Below are 17,747 nucleotides of genomic sequence, written 5' to 3'. Positions count from 1 at the left end.
GTTGGCGCGCCTTGAAAGCGCCGGGGCTCCATGTGCATCTACGCCGCCGGAGCGGGCGGCGATCTTTCGCGGCAAACGGACGTCAATGGTCGAGCAAACCACAGCCAATAGAGACATTCGCGCGGCGTCGGCTGAAGGCGCGTCGCCGCGACGGCGCTCGATGAAGCCGCTGGCCATGCTCGTGCCCTATGTGCTGCGCTACAAGCCGCAGCTCGCCGGCGCCGGCCTCGCGCTGCTCCTTGCCGCCGCCGCGACGCTGGTGGTGCCGCTCGCCGTGCGCCGCATGATCGACCACGGCTTCAACGCCGCCGATGGCGCGGCGATCAACACCTATTTCATCGCGTTGATCGGGGTGGTGGCGGTGCTCGCCACGGCCTCCAGCCTGCGCTTCTACTTCGTCACCTGGCTGGGCGAGCGAGTCGTTGCTGATCTGCGCGCCGATGTCTTCCGCCACATCGCGACGCTGGGCATCGATTTCTTCGATCGCAACCGCTCGGGCGAGATCACGGCGCGGCTGACCACGGACACCACGCAGATCAAGGCGGTCGCGGGCGCGAATGTTTCGATCGCGCTGCGCAACCTCGTCATGTTCGTCGGCGCGATCGCCATGATGGTGGTGACGAGCCCCAGCCTGTCCGGGCTCGTGCTCGTGGCGCTGCCGATCGTCGTGCTGCCGCTGGTCGGCTTCGGCCGCCGCATCCGCGCGCGCTCCCGCCGGGCACAGGACATGCTGGCCGACGCGTCCGCCTATGCGAGCGAGGCGATCGGCGCGATGCGCGTCGTGCAGGCCTTCACGGCGGAGGGCTCGGTTACGGCGCGCTTCACGCGGGCGGTTGAAACGGCCTTCGTCGCCGCGCGCAATTCCACGGCGGCGCGCGCGGCGCTCACCGCCTTCGGCATCTTCATGGTGTTTTCGAGCATGGTGGCCGTGCTCTGGTGGGGCGCGCAGGACGTGCTCGCCGGCCGCATGACGCCCGGCACGCTCGGCCAGTTCCTGATCTACGCGGTGATCGGCGCCGGCGCGCTCGGCGAGCTCTCGCAGGTCTGGGGCGACATCGCAAATGCCTCCGGCGCGGCCGAGCGCCTGTCGGAAATCCTGGTCGAGACGCCGTCCGTCTCCGCACCGGCAAGGCCGCAGTCGATCGCCGGGCGCGGCGCGGGCGCGATCGCGTTCGAGGCCGTGACGTTCGCCTATCCCGAGGGCGGGCGCGAGGCGGCCATCCGCGAGATCAGCTTCACGATCGCGCCGGGCGAGCGCGTCGCCGTGGTCGGGCCGTCGGGCGCCGGCAAGAGCACGCTCTTCAACCTAATCCTGCGCTTCTACGACCCGCAATCCGGCCGCGTCACCTTTGACGGCATCGACGCGAAGGCGCTCGATCCGCTCGCGCTCCGCCAGCGCATCGCGCTCGTGCCGCAGGATACGGTGATCTTCGCGGCGACGGCGGCGGAGAATATCGGCTTCGGCCGGCCGGATGCTTCGGTTGACGACGTGCGGCAGGCCGCAAAGGCCGCCTATGCCGACGATTTCCTGAGTGCCTTGCCGAAGGGCTACGAGACCGAGCTCGGCGAGCGCGGCGTGACGCTTTCGGGCGGCCAGCGCCAGCGCCTCGCGATCGCGCGCGCCATCCTGAAGGATGCGCCCGTGCTGCTGCTCGACGAGGCGACCAGCGCGCTCGACGCCGAAAGCGAGGTCGCCGTCCAGGCGGCGCTCGACGAATTGATGGTCGGCCGCACCACGATCGTGATCGCGCACCGCCTCGCGACGATCCTCAAGGCCGACCGCATCCTCGTCATGGATGGCGGCACGATCGTCGAGGAAGGCACCCATGAGGAATTGTCGCGCCAGGGCGGGCTCTATGCCCGCCTCGCCCGGCTGCAGTTCCGACAGGACGCCGCATAGCGATTAGCGGGCCAGGCACCGTTCTTCTCCCTCTCCCGCTTGCGGGGGAGGGTCGGGGAGGGGGCCGCCTGCAGGGTCTCGGAACGCTATTCCGTATTCGCCCGACGTCACGGCGTTGAGCCCCCTCTCCAGCTCTCCCCCGCTTTGCGAGAGAGAGGGCGGGCCGTGCGTTTCATGGGGGCCGGTGCGCAATCATGGAGCGGTGATTCCGGACGGCGGAGCTTCGGATCGGCGACCATAGCGGGCCGTGCGCCTTTCTTCTCCCTCTCCCGCTTGCGGGGGAGGGTCGGGGAGGGGGCCCGCCCGCAGGGTCTCGGAAGGCTGTCTCGTATTCGCCCGATGTCACGGCCGTGAACCCCCTCTCCAGCTCTCCCCCGCTTTGCGGGAGAGAGGGCGGGCCGTGCGCTTCATGCGGGCCGGCGCGCGATGGAGGGCAGGGGATTGCGGCTGGCGGAACGCCAGCCCTACCGTTCGGTGAGCTTCAGCTCGATGCGGCGGTTCTTGGCGTTGGCGGCGTCGCTGTCGCCCGGCTCGATCGGCTGGAACTCGCCGAAACCCGCGGCCACGAGATGGCTCGGCTGCACGCCGCGATCGATCAGATAGCGCACGACGGCGATGGCGCGCGCGGCCGAAAGCTCCCAATTGTTGCGGAAGCGGCCCGTGCCCGAGAGCGGGCGCGCATCCGTATGGCCGTCAACGCGCAGTACCCAGGCGATCTCGGGCGGGATCTCGCCTTCGAGCTGCTTGATCGCGTCGGCGAGCTTGTCCAGTTCGGCCTTGCCGTCGACATTGAACTCGTCCGAGCCGGATGGAAACAGCACTTCCGACTGGAACACGAAGCGGTCGCCGACGACGGTGATATCGGGTCGGTTGCCGAGGATTTCGCGCAGGCGACCGAAGAAATCGGAGCGATAGCGCGAGAGCTCCTGGACGCGTTGGGCGAGCGCCACATTCAGCCGGCGGCCGAGATCGGCGATCTGCGTCTGGCTTTCCTGGTCGCGCTTCTCCGAGGCGCCGAGCGCATCCTCCAGCGCCGCGATCTGGCGGCGAAGCGCGGCGATCTGCTGGTTCAGGATCTCGACCTGCGACAGCGCCTTCTGGCTGACGATCTTTTCGTTGTCGAGCGCCTTGGTGATGATCGCGATCTGCCCATCGGCCGAATTCGCGGCGGCTGACGAGGTGTCGGCCGCGCCCTTCAACTTGTCGCGCTCGGCCGCGGTCGCGGCGAGGCTCGCCTGAAGATTGGCGAGTTCGTCGTTCAGTTCCTGCTTGTTGGAGCGCTCCATGGCGAGCAGTTCGGTCAGTTCCGCGATCTGGGAATTGAGCCGGTTCAGCACCGTATCCTTGCCGGTGATCTCGCGGCTCTGCAGGAACTGCAGCAGCGCGAAGATCGAGAGCAGGAAAATGAAGACGAGCAGAAGATTCGACAGGACGTCGACAAAGGCCGGCCAGACGTCGCTTCTCGCCTCGCGGCGGCGGGCTCGGGCGGCCAATTGCTATTCCCCCGCCGGTTGCTTCAACGCCCGCGCTATGACTTCGAGAAGCTGCTGCATCTCGCGCTGTTGATCGGCCTGCTGTTCGACCCAGCCGCGCACGACCTGCTGCTCGCTGCGCATGTGCTGGACAAGGCCCTGGATTCCTTCGGCGAGGTTCGCCATGGCGGCCGTGGCGCGCTGCGTCGAGCCGCCGCCGGCCTGGCCGGGAACGGCGCCTTCGTGCAGGGCCTGGGTAAGGCGGTCGATGGCGATGCGCAGATCGTCATTGCCGGTCGTGCCTTCCTGGACATCGATGCGGCTCGGATCGAGATCGGTCACCGTCGCGAGCCAGTCTTCCAGCTCGGTGTAGAACTTGCTCTGCGCCTGGCCGGCCTGGAGGTCGAGGAAGCCGAGGATCAGCGAGCCCGACAGACCGAAGAGCGAGGACGAGAATGCCGTGCCCATGCCCTTGAGCGGACCTTCGAGCCCGGCCTTCAGGTCCTCGAAGATCACCGCGCTGTCGCCCGCGCCGATATTGAGGCTGCGGATCGCGTCGGCGACCGCGCCGACGGTCTCCAGAAGGCCCCAGAACGTGCCGAGCAGACCGAGGAAGATGAGCAGGCCCGTCAGGTAGCGCGAGGTGTCGCGGTCCTCGTCGAGGCGCATCAGGATCGAATCGAGCACGGACCGCATGGTCTGCGTCGAGATCGAGACGCGGCCGATCCGGTCGCCGAGAATGGCGGACATCGGCGCGAGGAGGACCGGATTGCGCTCCATCTCGACCGAGCGGTCGGCATTGCGGAAACCGTTGGCCCAGCGCACTTCCGGGAAGATGCGGATCACCTGCCGGAAAGCCAGCAGGATGCCGATGAACAGCACGCCGACGATGACGCCGTTCAGCGCGGGATTGGCCAGGAAGGACGTATAGACCTGACGATAGAGGATAACGGCGACGAAGGCCGCGATCACCAGGAATATGATCATCCGCCAGAGATAGACCTGGGGACTGGCAAGCTTGTAGGGGTCGAAATCTCTCGCCATGGTCTGTCGCCGGATCACATCCGTTTCATGCTGAACACGGCTCAACGTTTAGCGTGATTTGGCGGACGATAGGAAGCAATTAACGTCGCGTCTCATCGAGACGCGACGCTTTCTCGTCGTCGGGCGTGGCGAGGGCCTCAGGCGGCCTCGCGCTCGAGCGCCGGCTGCCACTGGCCGAGGGCCGCCAGGCTGTTCATGCGGCAGCGATGAAGGAAGGCGATCTGGCCGGCGCCGACATTCTCCGCCTTGCCGCCCCAGGCCTGGAGGGCTGCGGCCTGCAGCGCGCGGCCGAAGGAGAAGGTGATCCGCCAGGGCAGGTTCGGCAGCTGGTTGATCGCCGAGAGGTTCTCCGTCGCCTGCTCGTCCGTCTGACCGCCCGAAAGGAAGGCGATGCCGGGAACGCTCGCCGGCACGACATCGCGGAACATCGCGACGGTGCGCTCGGCCACTTCCTGCGCCGAGACGGTCTGGCCGCTGGTCTTGCCGGGCACGACCATGTTCGGCTTCAAGATCATGCCGGTCAGGTCGACACGGGCGCGCTCCAGCTCCGAGAAGACGATGCGCAGCGTATCGGTGGTGACCGCCTGGCAGACATCGATGGTGTGCGAGGATTCGACGCCGTCCATCAGCACTTCAGGTTCGACGATCGGCACGATGCCTGCGGCCTGGCAGAGCGCGGCGTAGCGGGCAAGCGCATGGGCGTTGGCGTAGATCGCCTCCTGCGTGGGCAGGCCCTTGCCGATGGCGATGACGCCGCGCCATTTGGCGAAGCGGGCGCCGAGATCGTAATATTCCGAAAGACGCTCGCCGAGACCGTCCAGGCCCTCGGTGATCGTCTCGCCCGGGAAGCCGGCCAGCGGCTTGGCGCCGGAATCCACCTTGATGCCCGGGATCGAGCCGCTCTCCTTGATCAGCTCGACCAGCGGCGTTCCGTCGGCGGCGGACTGGCGGATCGTCTCGTCGTAGAGAATAACGCCGGAAACATATGCGCTCATGGCGGGCTTGGCCCGGAACAGCATTTCCCGGTAATCGCGACGTGTATCGAAGGTCGAAATCAGTTTGATCTGATCGAACCGCTTCTTGATCGTGCTGGAACTCTCGTCAGCAGCAAGAAGGCCTTTTCCAGGTTCGACAAGACGACGTGCAATGGCCTGCAGGCTTTCGGTCATGCGTAGCGATCTCTTCCGGCGCGCGGCCCGGACCATCCAGGCCGTCTGATTTTGCATAACGCCCTAGAATAGATTTTGCACTGCAAAATAAAACGGGTCTAGGCTAACAGGCCACTGAAATCGTTTAATTCTGAGCTCAAAATAATCGCGCCGCCGTCGTCTGGCCTTAGCCGGCTATTGCACTGCAGCAATGCGCCGGCTCTGGCCTCGACCGTTCGCTGTCAGCGGCGCAGCACTTCGACACCCGGAAGGGGCTTGCCTTCCAGCCACTCCAGGAACGCGCCGCCGGCCGTCGAGACATAGGAGAACGCATCCGCCACGCCAGCCGCATTGAGTGCTGCCACCGTATCGCCGCCGCCGGCGACGGAGAGCAGATGGTGGGACTTCGTACGGGCCGCCGCATGCCGCGCCGCGGCGACCGTGCCGTGGTCGAAGGGCTGCATCTCGAAGGCGCCGAGCGGGCCGTTCCAGACCAGTGTCGCCGCATCGTCGATCGCCGACTTGATGCGCTCGATCGAGTGCGGGCCGACATCGAGGATCATGCCGTTCTCGGGGATCGCCTCGACGCTGTAGTTCTGGTTCGGCGCATTGGCCTCGAACTGATAGGCGACCGTGCCGTCGACCGGCAGGATGATGGCGCAATTGGCTTCCTGCGCCTTGATCAGGATCCGACGCGCCGTCTCGGCGAGGTCCTTCTCGCAGAGCGACTTGCCGATGCCGTAGCCTTCCGCGTTCAGAAAGGTATTGGCCATGCCGCCGCCGATGACCAGCGCATCGACCTTGGTGACGAGGTTTTCGAGCAGGTCGATCTTGGACGAGACCTTGGCGCCGCCGACAATGGCGATGACCGGGCGCTTCGGCGCGGTCAGCGCCTTTTCGAGCGCCTCGAGCTCGGCCTGCATCGAGCGGCCGGCATAGGCGGGAAGCTGGTGGGCGATGCCTTCGGTCGAGGCGTGCGCGCGATGCGCGGCCGAGAAGGCGTCGTTCACATAGACATCGCCGAGTTCGGCGAGCGCGGAGATGAAGATCGGGTCGTTCTTCTCTTCGCCCTTGTGGAAGCGCGTGTTCTCGAGCAGCAGCACGTCGCCGTCCGACATCTTGGCGATTGCCGAGGCCGCGTCATTGCCGATGCAGTCATTGGCGAAGGCGACCTTCTGGCCGAGCAGGGTCTGCAACGCCGGCACGACCGGTGCGAGCGACATGTCGGGAACGCGCTCGCCCTTCGGGCGGCCGAAATGGGCGAGCAGGATCGCCTTGCCGCCCTTCTTTGAGACCTCGCGCACCGTCGGCAGGATCGCGCGGATGCGCGTGTCGTCCGTGACGATGCGATCCTTCATCGGCACGTTCAGGTCGACGCGGATCAAGACGCGCTTGCCCTTCAGATCAGCCATATCGAGGGTGCGGAAGGACGTCATGGGCAGCGGCTCCGTGAAGGCAGGCGGGACGAGGAGAGAATAGAGCCGGCCCGCCTGGATGGCGAGCCGGCTTTCATCGCGTCGATCAGATGGTCTTCGAGAAGATCACCGCGAGGTCGGCCATGCGGTTCGAGAAGCCCCATTCATTGTCGTACCAGGCCAGAACGCGCACGAACGTGCCGTCGATGACCTTGGTCTGGTCGAGATGGAAGGTCGCCGAATGCGGGTCGTGATTGAAGTCGTGCGAGACATTCGGCTGGTCGGTCACGGCCAGAATGCCCTTGAGGGGGCCATTCGCGGCAGCGATCATCGCCGCATTGATCTCGTCCTTGGTGGTGGCGCGCTTGGCGACGAACTTGAAGTCGATGAGCGAGACGTTCGGCGTGGGGACGCGGACGGAGCTGCCGTCGAGCTTGCCCTTCAGCTCCGGAATCACCAGGCCGATCGCCTTGGCGGCGCCGGTCGAGGTCGGGATCGAGGACAGGGCCGCCGCGCGGGCGCGGTAGAGGTCCTTGTGCATGGTGTCGAGCGTCGGCTGGTCGCCCGTGTAGGAATGGATCGTCGTCATGAAGCCATGCTCGATGCCGATCGTCTCGTGCAGTACCTTGGCGACCGGCGCGAGGCAGTTGGTCGTGCAGGAACCGTTGGAGATGACGAGGTTGTCCTTGGTCAGGCCGCCCTCGTTCACGCCGACCACGGCGGTGTAGTCGGCGCCGTCGGACGGAGCCGAGACGATGACGCGCTTGGCGCCAGCCGTCAGATGGGCGGCTGCCTTGTCGCGGCTCGTGAAGATGCCGGTGCACTCAAGGGCGATGTCGATGTTCTGCTCGCCGTGCGGCAGCGTCGACGGGTCCTTGATCGCGGTCACGCGGATCTTCTTGCCATCAACGACGATGAAATCGCCCTCGACCGCGACGGTCTTCGGGAAACGGCCATGAACCGAATCGAAGCGCAGCAGATGCGCGTTGGTCTCGACCGGACCCAGATCATTCACGGTCACCACTTCGACATCGGTCCGGCCCGATTCGACGATCGCCCGCAGAATGTTGCGGCCGATACGACCGAAACCGTTGATTGCAACCCGCACCGCCATATTCGCTTCTCCTTGAGGGACGCGCGCTTGCGCGGCGTCGTTCGTTGATCGGCCGGGGAGGGAGGCCCCGGCCGCGTTTCACATCAGTTTCAGACGTTCGACGTCAGTCGCGCAAGGGCTGCGTCGGCTGCCGCATCGGCCGTGATGCCGAAATACGGGTAGAGCGCCTCGATCGGCGCGCTGGCGCCGAAGCCGGTCATGCCAATGAAGATGCCGTCATGGCCGATGAACGTATCCCAGCCCTGGCGAATGGCGGCTTCGATCGCGACCTTGACCTTGGCCGTGCCGATCACCTCGGCCCGGTAGGCCGCGTCCTGAGCTGCGAACAGTTCGAAGGACGGCACCGAGACGACGCGGGCCGTGCGGCCGGCCGCCTCGATCTTCGCCATCGCGTTGACGGCGATCTCCACTTCCGAACCGGTCGCGAACAGCGTCACCTCGGCGTCGGCGGGGCCGGCGATGAGATAGGCGCCGCGTGCCGACTTGTTCTCGACCGAATGCGCGGTCCGCAGGACCGGCAGGTTCTGGCGCGAGAGCGCGAGCAGCGAGGGATGGTTCGTGGTCTCGAGCGCGATCTGCCAGCATTCGGCGACCTCGACCGCATCGGCGGGCCGGAAGACCAGCAGGTGCGGAATGGCGCGCAGCGCCGCGAGATGCTCGACCGGCTGGTGGGTCGGGCCGTCTTCGCCGAGGCCGATCGAATCATGCGTCATCACATAGACGACATGCGTTCCCATCAGCGCCGAGAGGCGGATCGCCGGGCGGGCATAATCGGAGAAGACGAGGAACGTGCCGCCATAGGGCAGGAAGCCGCCATGCAGCGAAATGCCGTTCATCGCCGCGGACATGCCGAACTCGCGGATGCCGTAATGGATGTAGCGGCCCGAATAATCCTCGGGCGTCAGCGGCTTCTGCGGCTTGCCGCGCGTCAGGTTCGAGCCCGTCAGGTCGGCGGAGCCGCCCACCAGCTCCGGCACGATCGCCGTCAGCATGTCGAGCGCCATCTCGGACGATTTGCGGGTCGCGACCTTCGGCTTCGTATCGGAGAGGCCGCGCTTGTAGGCCTCGACCGCCGCCTCGAAATTGCCGGGCAGGATCTTGTCGAAGCGGCGCTTGAACTCGGCCTTGAGGTCGTGGTCCTTGGCGGCGAGACGGGCTTCCCACGCCTCGCGCTCGGCGACCCAGCCCTTGCCGGCCTCAAGCCAGCCCGTCGCCACGTCGTCCGGAATCTCGAAGGGCGGATAAGGCCAGCCGAGCTTCTCGCGGGCGCCGGCGATCTCCGCCGCGCCGAGTGCCGCGCCGTGCGAGGCATGGCTGTCGGCCTTGGTCGGGGCGCCATAGCCGATGATCGTCTTGCAGGCGATCAGCGACGGCTTGTCGGACTTGCGGGCGCGTTCGATCGCGGCGGCGACTTCTTCCTGGTCGAAGCCGTCGACACGCTCGGCGTGCCAACCGCTCGCCTGGAAGCGCGCGACCTGGTCGACCGAGGTCGACAGATCGGTATGACCGTCAATGGTGATGCCGTTATCGTCGAAGAGCACGATCAGCTTGTTCAGCTTCAGATGGCCGGCAAGGTCGATCGCCTCATGGCTCACGCCTTCCATCAGGCAGCCATCGCCCGCGATCACATAGGTGTAGTGGTCGACGATGTCGTCGCCATATTCGGCGTTCAACATGCGCTCGGCGAGCGCGAAGCCGACCGACATGGCGAGGCCCTGGCCGAGCGGACCCGTCGTGGTCTCGATGCCGGGCGTCACGAAATTCTCGGGGTGTCCCGGCGTCAGCGAGTGGAGCTGGCGGAACTGCTTCAGCTGCCCGATCGTGAGCGCCGTCGAGCCCAGCAGATGCAGGACCGAATAAAGCAGCATCGAGCCATGACCGGCCGAGAGAACGAAACGGTCGCGATCAGGCCAATGCGGATTGGCGACGTCGAATTTCAGGAAGCGCGTGAAGAGGACCGTCGCCACATCGGCCATGCCCATCGGCATGCCGGGATGGCCGGACTTGGCCTTTTCGACGGAATCCATAGCGAGCGCTCGGATGGCGTTGGCCATGCGCTTGTTCAGTTCGGGAGCAGTCATGGGTTCGCTTCTTCGCTCAAGGGCCGGAACGCCGCGCAATGGTCGTGCCGCGACCAGCCTTGTTGTTCTGAGGGGCCCTGCCCAGCCGCCGGACCATCGGGGAGAGGCGGCTGCGACAAATAACAGGTCGACAAGTCGAGTCAATCGCAGCGCGTTCCGACTGGATCGGCACATCCTGCTCTTTTTCTACGAATTGCTTTGCCGGCACTGTGGGCTGGCCGGCATGGCCCCTCCCGTGGCATTGACGCGTTCTTCGCGCCTTGCCTAATGTCGGGATGGCCCGCGATCGAGACGGGAAAAGGGACGACGCGCACATCATGCCTGGAGCCTCGCCGATCGACAACGCCATACGGCGCCTGAATGCCGCACTGGACGGCCTCGAGGGAGCCGTCGACCAGCGCCGTGACGCCAATCGCCGCGTCGTCGAGCTCGAATCCGAATTGCAGCGAATCGGCCTCGACCGGTCTCGCCTGGCACAGACCGTCGACGCCTCCGAGGCGCGTTCCGACCGGCTGGAGGAGGCGAACAAGGAAGTCTCGCACCGACTGGTGAACGCGATGGAGACGATTCGCACCGTTCTCGACCGGCAGGAAGGCTGATCGATCATGGCGCAGGTCAACGTCACCATCAACGGCAAGATCTACCGCATGGCCTGCGACGACGGGCAGGAGGCCCATCTGGAGGGCCTGGCCGACCGTCTGAACGTGATCATCGACCAGTTGCGTGGCAATTTCGGCGAGATCGGCGACCAGCGGCTGACCGTCATGGCCGCGATCACCATGGGTGACGATCTGGCCGAGGCGCATCGGCGCATCCGTCGCCTGGAAGCGGAGCTCGCCGGCATCAACGAGACCAAATCGGCGGTGATCTCGCGTTACGAGCAGGCCGAGGCTGGCTTTGCCCGCACGATCGAGCAGGCGGCGAGCCGCCTCGAAGGCCTGACGCAGAGATTGCTGGCGGCCGAAAAGGGCTGAATTTCGGAACCGGTCAGGGCGTGATCCGTTCTCCTTCCAGACGAAACGGAAGGATTTCACCATGACGGACGACAAGAAGATCACGACGGACACCGAGGCGCGCGACAAGGTGTTCGAGCTCGTGGCGGACGCGCATATCGCGATGATGGCGAGCCTCGGCGGCGATGGACATTGGCACAGCCGCCCGATGGCGACCGGCAAGGAGCCTTTCGGCGGCGATCTCTGGTTTCTCACCGATATCCGGTCGGAGAAGATCGACGATCTCGAGAAGAATCCCGAGGTGCTCCTGTCCTATGCCGACGAGGACCATCACAGCTATGTCTCGATCACCGGTACCGCAGCGATCGTGCGCGATTCCGACATGGTCGACGAACTCTGGTCCGAGCCGGCGCGAATCTGGTTTCCCGACGGGCCGACCGATCCCAACATCGCCTTGATCCGCGTCTCTCCGGAATCAGCGGAATATTGGGACAGCCCGTCGAGCGCGATGGTGACGCTGCTCGGCTATGCCAAGGTTCTCACGACCGGCAAGCCGCTGCGCGACATCGGCGAGAACCGAAAGGTGGATTTTAACTGAGCGCGCTGGCTAAGGCCGCCTGCGTGGCCTATGTATGAAGCCGGCGAGACTGCGCGGCCCGACAGGATATCTACATTCCCCGGGGCCTTATCGATCCAAAAGGGAGCTGTCCCTGTTCGGGCCCCTGGGCTTGAGTACACGGCGCCCACCTACGCTGTAGGTTCCCGGGATCGATCATTCCATCGGCCCATCGTGGCTCGCCACCTTTCGACCATCCCCGCCATGCTCTCGATCGCCCCACTGCGTCCTTGACCGATAAGTCCGCCCTGCGCGCCGCAGCGCTTTCCCGTCGCGATGCGCTGGCCGGTTCCTATCGAGCCGAAGCGGCGGAGCGGCTCGCCATGCGGGCGCGGCCGCTCATCGAAAATGCCCAACCCTCCATTGTCTCAGGCTATTGGCCGATCCGCAGCGAAATCGACCCGAGGCCGCTGCTCGCGCTGGCCCGCCATGACGGCCATGCCGTCGCGCTGCCCGTGCTGATCGATAGCGAGACGCTGCGCTTCCGCCTCTGGGACGAGGGCGCGGCACTGGTTCCCGCCGGCTTCGGCACGATCGGCCCGGATGCTGCGGCGCCCGACATCGTGCCAGACATCGTTCTGCTGCCGCTCGCCGGCTTCGATCGAAGCGGTCATCGCATCGGCTATGGCAAGGGCCATTACGACCGGGCGATCGCGCGGCTTGCGACGTCGGGGCATCGCCCGCTCCTGGTCGGCCTTGCCTTTGGCGTTCAGGAGGTCGACAAGGTACCTTTCGAGCCGCACGACATCCCCCTCGATTTCATCTTGACCGAGGACGAACTGATCGCGGCACCGCCGCGGGGCTGAGGACGGAGGATTGCGTGCGACTGCTTTTTCTGGGTGACATTGTCGGCCGTGTCGGCCGCAACGCCGTGATCACCTATCTGCCCGGATTGATCGAGCGCTACAGGCTGGATTTCGTCGTCGTGAATGGCGAGAACGCCGCCGGCGGCTTCGGCATGACCGAGGAAATCGTCCGCGACGTGCTCGATGCCGGCGCCGACGTGCTCACCACGGGCAATCATGCCTTCGACCAGCGCGAGGCCCTCGTTTTCGCAGAGCGGCAGCCGCGTTTCCTGCGGCCGGTGAATTTCCCCGCCGGGACGCCGGGCCGTGGCGCCAATCTCTTCATCGCGCGGAACGGCGCCCGCATCCTGGTCGTGAACGTCATGGGCCGCGTCTTCATGGATGCGCTCGACGATCCCTTCGCCGCGGTCGACCGCGAAGTCTCCGCCTGTCCGCTCGGCGAGCAGGCCGATGCGATCGTCATCGATTTCCATGGCGAGGCGACGAGCGAGAAGCAGGCGGCCGGGCATCATCTCGACGGGCGCGTCACGCTCGTCGTCGGCACACATACCCATGTCCCGACCTCCGATCATCGCATCCTGCCGGGCGGCACGGCCTATCAGTCCGATGCCGGCATGTGCGGCGATTATGATTCCGTGCTCGGCATGGAAAAGGAGGAGCCGGTGCGCCGTTTCCTGACCAAGATCCCGTCCGGCCGCTTCACGCCGGCAGGCGGCGTCGCCACACTTTGCGGCCTCGCGGTCGAGATCGACGAGATGACGGGGCTTGCCAAAGCGGTGGCGCCGGTCTCGATCGGCGGGGTGCTCGAGCAGCGTCTGCCAGCCTTCTGGGGTTGACGGCGGTCGTCATTCCGTGATGGGAGAGGCGCCCGCTTTCCCGTTTACGTTCATGCGCCGCGGCGCGGATCGCCCTTGATCCCGCCCGATCGCGCTGCAGGAGTTCCGCCATGGCCCGTTCGGCCCTTCTCAACGTCATGGTTGCCGCCGTCATGAAGGCCGGCCGCTCGCTGTCGCGCGATTTCGGCGAGGTCGAGAACCTGCAGGTTTCGATCAAGGGCCCGGGCGACTTCGTCTCGGCCGCCGACAAGAAGGCGGAAAAGATCCTGATCGAGGAGCTTTCCAAGGCACGGCCGGGCTATGGCTTCCTCGCCGAGGAATCGGGCATTTCCGAAGGAACCGACGCCACCCATCGCTGGATCATCGATCCGCTCGACGGCACCACCAATTTCCTGCACGGCATTCCGATCTTCGGCGTCTCGCTGGCGCTCGAGCGCGAAGGCCAGATCGTTGCCGGCGTGATCTTCAATCCCGTCATGAACGAGCTCTACGTCGCCGAGCGCGGCGGCGGCGCCTTCATGAATGATCGTCGCCTGCGCGTCGCCGCGCGCAACACGCTGGCCGATGCGGTCATTGCCACCGGCATCCCCCATCTCGGCCGCCCGCGCCATGATGATTTCACCCGGAAGCTGAACCGCGTCATGCTGGAGGTCGCGGGCGTGCGCCGCAACGGCGCCGCCGCGCTTGATCTGGCCTGGGTCGCGGCCGGCCGGTTCGACGGCTATTGGGAAGATGCGATCCACCCGTGGGACATGGCGGCGGGCATCCTGCTGGTGCGCGAAGCCGGCGGTTTCGTTTCCGATCTGTCGGGTGGCGACAAGATGTTCGAGACCGGCGGCATCTGCGTCGGCAACGAGATCATCCAGCGGCGCCTGCTCGCGACGCTCGCCGGTCGCTGAGGCCGCCGCTTCGTCCTGCTTTCGCCACAAGCCTGTGGCCTGCTTCGGGCCTTGAGAGAAGAGACCATGGCGAAGAAGAAGAAGCCCGCAATCGTCGAGCCCCCGATCGGCCGCCTGTGCCTGGTGACGCCGGCCGGCGCCGACCCGTCGGTCTTTGCCGGCGCGCTCGAAGCCGCATTCCAGGGCGGTGACGTTGCGACGCTCTTCATCGTCGATGAGGGCGCGAGCCCGGCCGCCCTGCAGAAGCTCGCGGAAGTGGCCGTGCCGATCGCGCAGGCGCATGGCGCCGCGGCCATCGTGCCGAACGATACTCGCCTCTTCGGTCGCGTGCATGCCGATGGATTGCATGTCGATACCGGCATTGCCGACCTGAAGGCGGCGCTCGATACGTTGCGCCCGGATGGCATGGTCGGTGCCGGCGGTTTGACCACCCGCCACGATGCCATGCTCGCCGGCGAGGCGGATTGCGACTATCTCTTCTTCGGCCGTTTCGACGGCGATACGGGCGACGCGATCTTCGACAAGGCGTTCGATCTCGCAGCATGGTGGTCGGCCGTTTTTGAAATTCCGGCCGTCGTCATGGGTGGACGCGCCATTGCTTCGGTCGCGGAAGCGGTCGATGCGCGCATCGAGTTCGTCGCGTTGCGCTCGGCCGTCTGGGAGCATCCAGAGGGGCCGGCTGCAGCCGTCGCCGAGGCGAATCGGCTGATCGCCGCACATCAGGCCGAGGCGTTGCCGTGATGACGCAACTGGGCCGCCGGCTTGCTGTCGCTGCCGCGCTGTTGGCGCTCGGCATGTCGGCCGGCTCGGCTGCCAATCCGGTGCCGAAGCCGGCACCGAAGCCCGCCACCGGCGACGCAGCCGCCACCGGCAAGTCCACTGCGAGCGCCGAGACGCCTGCGGCCGAGGCCGAGAAGGCCGTGCCGCGCTTCCAGCCGCCGCTCGATCCGACCCTCGGCGTGCCGCCGCCCTCCGCCGGCTTGCTGCCATCGCCGGATGAGCTGCTCCGTTCAGGCCGCGGCATGGACGATGATGTCGGCGATCCGGCCTTTGGCGCTTTCCAGCGCGGCTATTATCTCACCGCCTTCCGATATGCGATGGCGCGGGCCCAGGCCGGCGACCCGATCTCGAAGACTCTGGTGGCCCGCCTTTATGCCGAGGGCCTCGGCGTCAAGCAGAGCATAAAGGCCGCGGCCGCCTGGTATCAGCAGGCGGCACTAGCCGGCGACCCGGCCGCGCAGATGGCGATGGGCATTCTCTATCTCGACGGCAAGGGCGTGAAGAAGGACAAGGCCAAGGCGGCCGATGCCTTCGAGCAGGCGGCCGCCTGGAACGACCCGGCCGCGGAATATAATCTCGGCCTGCTCTATCTTGAAGGCGAAGTGCGGCCGCGCGATTCCGAAAAGGCGGCACAGCTTTTCTCGCGTTCGGCCGGGCAGGGCAATATCGACGCCGAATATGCGTTGGCGCAGATGTATTCCGAAGGCGAGGGCGTCGTGCTCGACGACGGCATCGCCGCGCTCTGGCTCGGCAAGGCGGCCAAGGCCGGCCATACCGACGCGCAACTCGAATATGGCATCCGCCTCTATAACGGCGCCGGCGTGCCGAAGGACGCGGTTGCTGCGGCCGGCTGGTTCCGTCGCGCGGCGGAGGCCGGCAACCCGGTCGCCCAGAACCGCTACGCCCGCGTGCTGGCCATCGGCATGGGCGTTGCGCCCGATCCGGTCGCGGCCGCCAAATGGCACATGATCGCGGCCAAGGCCGGCGCGAAGGACGGCTGGCTCGACGACTTCGTGGCCAAGCTCTCCGATGCGGAGCGCAAGAGCGCGCAGGATCAGGCGCAGAGCTGGCCTGCCAAAGGCTGACCGGCTTTATTTCGCGCGTTCGAGCCCCTATAAGCGGGCGAAGAATCCAAGCCGCCTATTGCTGACAGGACGACCGAGATGGCCGGACATTCCCAGTTCAAGAACATCATGCACCGCAAAGGTGCAGCTGACGCCAAGCGCTCCAAACTCTTCGCCAAGCTCGCGCGCGAGATCACCGTTGCCGCAAAGCTGGGCCTGCCGGACCCGAAGATGAATGCGCGCCTTCGCCTCGCGATCCAGAACGCGCGCGCCGAGAACATGCCGAAAGACAATGTCGATCGTGCCATCAAGAAGGCGATGGGCGCCGACGGCGAGAACTATGACGAGATCCGCTATGAGGGCTACGGCCCCGGTGGCGTCGCCGTCGTGGTCGAGGCTCTGACGGATAATCGCAATCGCACGGCGAGCGCGGTCCGCTCCTATTTCACCCGCTCCGGCGGCGCGCTCGGTGAAACCGGCGCCGTTTCCTTCATGTTCGATCATGTCGGGCAGATCGTCTACAAGCCCGAGGCCGGCTCGGCCGACAAGGTGCTCGACGCGGCGATCGAGGCCGGTGCCGACGACGTGCAGAGCGACGAAGATGGCCACGTCATCACGACCAGCTTCGAAGGCATGGTCGAAGTCGCCAAGGCGCTCGAGGCAAGCCTCGGCGAGCCGGAATCGGCCAAGATCGTTTGGAAGCCGCAGAACCTCGTGCCGGTCGACGAGGAGAAGGCGGCGAGCCTGCTGAAGCTCATCGATTCGCTCGACGATGATGACGACGTGCAGTCGGTCTACACCAACTTCGAAGTCTCCGACGAAGTGATGCAGAAGCTCACGGCCGCCTGAGGCTGTCCGGGGCATCTTGACCGGCGCGCTGTCGAGATTGTCGCGGCGCGCTGGATCGGCCCGCAAGCCGCGCTAGATGGGTGGTCGTCCCCACGACCGCCTCTGGAGCGCGCCATGTCATTGAAGAGCATCCTGCCCGCCGCGCTGTTCGCGCTCGCCGCGACCACGGCCATGGCGCAGGCACCCGCCATGCCGGTTCGCGTGAGCGGCACCATCGTCACCTTCGATGGCGGCCTGCTGTCGATCCGGACCGACAAGGGCGCCGACGAGACGCTCAAGCTCTCGCCCGATCTCCGCGTGACCGCGCTGGTCAACCGCCAGCTATCCGACATCAACGCCGGCGATTATGTCGGCTCGGCTGCTGTCGCCGGGCCTGACGGCAAGCTGCATGCGCAGGAAGTGCACATCTTCGCCAGCAACATGCGCGGCGCCGGCGAAGGCCATCGTCCGATGGCGGGGCCGAACCAATCCATGACCAATGCGACGGTCACCACCGTTCTGGCCGATCCGACCGGGCACACGCTGCGGCTCACCTATCCCGGCGGCGAGCAGGACATCGAAGTGGGCAGCGATGCGCGGATCGTCCAGATCGTGCCGGGCGATCGCAGCCTGCTGAAGCCGGGCGCCGCGGTCTCGCTGTTCGTCTCGAAAGCGGCGGATGGTACGCCGACGGTACGGTCCATCCAGGCCGAGAAGGATGGCGTGAAGCCGCTCTGAGGCGGCGCTCGCAGCCGGATGGGCGCCCCTCCGGAAAGGGGCGCCGGCTTGGC

General features: G+C 66.2%; 17 protein-coding genes and 1 other RNA gene. 12 read left to right on the top strand and 6 right to left on the bottom strand.

Annotated elements, in window-relative coordinates; translation table 11 throughout:
• Window positions 1–160: 160 nt before the first annotated feature.
• Complete coding sequence (locus QO014_RS17800) at window positions 161–1,900, top strand: ABC transporter transmembrane domain-containing protein (protein WP_266350085.1); 1,740 nt, start codon at window positions 161–163, stop codon at window positions 1,898–1,900.
• A 464-nt stretch (window positions 1,901–2,364) separates the two neighbouring features.
• Here QO014_RS17800 and QO014_RS17795 read toward each other — a convergent pair whose 3' ends face one another.
• The 6 genes from QO014_RS17795 to tkt form a co-directional block, all read right to left on the bottom strand.
• The gene (locus tag QO014_RS17795) at window positions 2,365–3,393 is read right to left on the bottom strand and encodes a peptidoglycan -binding protein (RefSeq protein WP_266350084.1); all 1,029 of its coding nucleotides are present in this window, start codon (window positions 3,391–3,393) and stop codon (window positions 2,365–2,367) included.
• A 3-nt stretch (window positions 3,394–3,396) separates the two neighbouring features.
• Complete coding sequence (locus tag QO014_RS17790) at window positions 3,397–4,416, bottom strand: flagellar motor protein MotA (RefSeq protein WP_266350083.1); 1,020 nt, start codon at window positions 4,414–4,416, stop codon at window positions 3,397–3,399.
• 137 nt (window positions 4,417–4,553) lie between these two features.
• A complete protein-coding gene (locus QO014_RS17785; protein WP_266350082.1) occupies window positions 4,554–5,585 on the bottom strand; it encodes a class I fructose-bisphosphate aldolase in 1,032 nt (343 codons plus the stop codon).
• A gap of 221 nt (window positions 5,586–5,806) precedes the next feature.
• Window positions 5,807–7,000, bottom strand: a complete 1,194-nt coding sequence (locus QO014_RS17780) for a phosphoglycerate kinase (protein ID WP_266350081.1) — start codon at window positions 6,998–7,000, stop codon at window positions 5,807–5,809.
• 85 nt (window positions 7,001–7,085) lie between these two features.
• Complete coding sequence (gene gap / locus QO014_RS17775) at window positions 7,086–8,093, bottom strand: type I glyceraldehyde-3-phosphate dehydrogenase (protein ID WP_266350080.1); 1,008 nt, start codon at window positions 8,091–8,093, stop codon at window positions 7,086–7,088.
• An 89-nt stretch (window positions 8,094–8,182) separates the two neighbouring features.
• Window positions 8,183–10,174 carry a transketolase gene (gene tkt, locus QO014_RS17770; RefSeq protein ID WP_266350079.1) on the bottom strand — a complete coding sequence of 664 codons (1,992 nt, stop codon included), beginning with the start codon at window positions 10,172–10,174 and terminating at the stop codon, window positions 8,183–8,185.
• 317 nt (window positions 10,175–10,491) lie between these two features.
• Here tkt and QO014_RS17765 point away from each other — a divergent pair, with 317 nt between their 5' ends.
• The 11 genes from QO014_RS17765 (at window position 10,492) to QO014_RS17715 (ending at window position 17,694) form a co-directional block, all read left to right on the top strand.
• Window positions 10,492–10,773 carry a DUF4164 domain-containing protein gene (locus tag QO014_RS17765; protein ID WP_266350078.1) on the top strand — a complete coding sequence of 94 codons (282 nt, stop codon included), beginning with the start codon at window positions 10,492–10,494 and terminating at the stop codon, window positions 10,771–10,773.
• A gap of 6 nt (window positions 10,774–10,779) precedes the next feature.
• On the top strand, window positions 10,780–11,148 hold the full coding sequence (locus QO014_RS17760) for a cell division protein ZapA (RefSeq protein WP_266350077.1): 369 nt from the start codon (window positions 10,780–10,782) through the stop codon (window positions 11,146–11,148).
• 61 nt (window positions 11,149–11,209) lie between these two features.
• Window positions 11,210–11,725, top strand: a complete 516-nt coding sequence (locus tag QO014_RS17755) for a pyridoxamine 5'-phosphate oxidase family protein (protein WP_266350076.1) — start codon at window positions 11,210–11,212, stop codon at window positions 11,723–11,725.
• A gap of 43 nt (window positions 11,726–11,768) precedes the next feature.
• Window positions 11,769–11,927: non-coding RNA, 6S RNA (gene ssrS, locus QO014_RS17750), on the top strand.
• 46 nt (window positions 11,928–11,973) lie between these two features.
• Window positions 11,974–12,549, top strand: coding sequence for a 5-formyltetrahydrofolate cyclo-ligase (locus QO014_RS17745; protein WP_266350075.1), 576 nt, complete (start codon window positions 11,974–11,976; stop codon window positions 12,547–12,549).
• A gap of 14 nt (window positions 12,550–12,563) precedes the next feature.
• Complete coding sequence (locus QO014_RS17740) at window positions 12,564–13,385, top strand: TIGR00282 family metallophosphoesterase (RefSeq protein ID WP_266350074.1); 822 nt, start codon at window positions 12,564–12,566, stop codon at window positions 13,383–13,385.
• A gap of 110 nt (window positions 13,386–13,495) precedes the next feature.
• Window positions 13,496–14,284 (top strand): inositol monophosphatase family protein, encoded by a 789-nt coding sequence (locus QO014_RS17735; protein ID WP_266350073.1) that lies wholly within the window; start codon window positions 13,496–13,498, stop codon window positions 14,282–14,284.
• A 66-nt stretch (window positions 14,285–14,350) separates the two neighbouring features.
• On the top strand, window positions 14,351–15,025 hold the full coding sequence (locus QO014_RS17730; protein ID WP_266350072.1) for a thiamine phosphate synthase: 675 nt from the start codon (window positions 14,351–14,353) through the stop codon (window positions 15,023–15,025).
• Window positions 15,025–16,149 (top strand): tetratricopeptide repeat protein, encoded by a 1,125-nt coding sequence (locus QO014_RS17725; RefSeq protein ID WP_266350402.1) that lies wholly within the window; start codon window positions 15,025–15,027, stop codon window positions 16,147–16,149. Before QO014_RS17730 ends, QO014_RS17725 begins: the two co-directional genes overlap by 1 nt.
• Before the next feature lie 78 nt (window positions 16,150–16,227).
• Window positions 16,228–16,977: a YebC/PmpR family DNA-binding transcriptional regulator gene (locus QO014_RS17720; RefSeq protein WP_266350071.1), complete on the top strand. Its 750-nt coding sequence runs from the start codon at window positions 16,228–16,230 to the stop codon at window positions 16,975–16,977.
• A gap of 114 nt (window positions 16,978–17,091) precedes the next feature.
• The gene (locus QO014_RS17715; protein ID WP_266350070.1) at window positions 17,092–17,694 is read left to right on the top strand and encodes a hypothetical protein; all 603 of its coding nucleotides are present in this window, start codon (window positions 17,092–17,094) and stop codon (window positions 17,692–17,694) included.
• Window positions 17,695–17,747: the final 53 nt, after the last annotated feature.

Source organism: Kaistia dalseonensis (genome assembly GCF_030814715.1).
Lineage (GTDB): Bacteria > Pseudomonadota > Alphaproteobacteria > Rhizobiales > Kaistiaceae > Kaistia > Kaistia dalseonensis.
Note: the sequence above shows the minus strand (reverse complement) of the source record. Positions and strands in the feature narration are given on the sequence as shown.

Bases quoted from the DNA above. Each gene is read 5' to 3' on its own strand.
- QO014_RS17800 (WP_266350085.1), top strand. From the start codon at position 161: ATGAAGCCGCTGGCCATGCTCGTGCCCTATGTGCTGCGCTACAAGCCG.
- QO014_RS17790 (WP_266350083.1), bottom strand. From the start codon at position 4,416: ATGGCGAGAGATTTCGACCCCTACAAGCTTGCCAGTCCCCAGGTCTAT.
- QO014_RS17785 (WP_266350082.1), bottom strand. From the start codon at position 5,585: ATGACCGAAAGCCTGCAGGCCATTGCACGTCGTCTTGTCGAACCTGGA.
- QO014_RS17780 (WP_266350081.1), bottom strand. From the start codon at position 7,000: ATGACGTCCTTCCGCACCCTCGATATGGCTGATCTGAAGGGCAAGCGC.
- gap (WP_266350080.1), bottom strand. From the start codon at position 8,093: ATGGCGGTGCGGGTTGCAATCAACGGTTTCGGTCGTATCGGCCGCAAC.
- tkt (WP_266350079.1), bottom strand. From the start codon at position 10,174: ATGACTGCTCCCGAACTGAACAAGCGCATGGCCAACGCCATCCGAGCG.
- QO014_RS17765 (WP_266350078.1), top strand. From the start codon at position 10,492: ATGCCTGGAGCCTCGCCGATCGACAACGCCATACGGCGCCTGAATGCC.
- QO014_RS17760 (WP_266350077.1), top strand. From the start codon at position 10,780: ATGGCGCAGGTCAACGTCACCATCAACGGCAAGATCTACCGCATGGCC.
- QO014_RS17755 (WP_266350076.1), top strand. From the start codon at position 11,210: ATGACGGACGACAAGAAGATCACGACGGACACCGAGGCGCGCGACAAG.
- QO014_RS17735 (WP_266350073.1), top strand. From the start codon at position 13,496: ATGGCCCGTTCGGCCCTTCTCAACGTCATGGTTGCCGCCGTCATGAAG.
- QO014_RS17730 (WP_266350072.1), top strand. From the start codon at position 14,351: ATGGCGAAGAAGAAGAAGCCCGCAATCGTCGAGCCCCCGATCGGCCGC.
- QO014_RS17725 (WP_266350402.1), top strand. From the start codon at position 15,025: ATGACGCAACTGGGCCGCCGGCTTGCTGTCGCTGCCGCGCTGTTGGCG.
- QO014_RS17720 (WP_266350071.1), top strand. From the start codon at position 16,228: ATGGCCGGACATTCCCAGTTCAAGAACATCATGCACCGCAAAGGTGCA.
- QO014_RS17715 (WP_266350070.1), top strand. From the start codon at position 17,092: ATGTCATTGAAGAGCATCCTGCCCGCCGCGCTGTTCGCGCTCGCCGCG.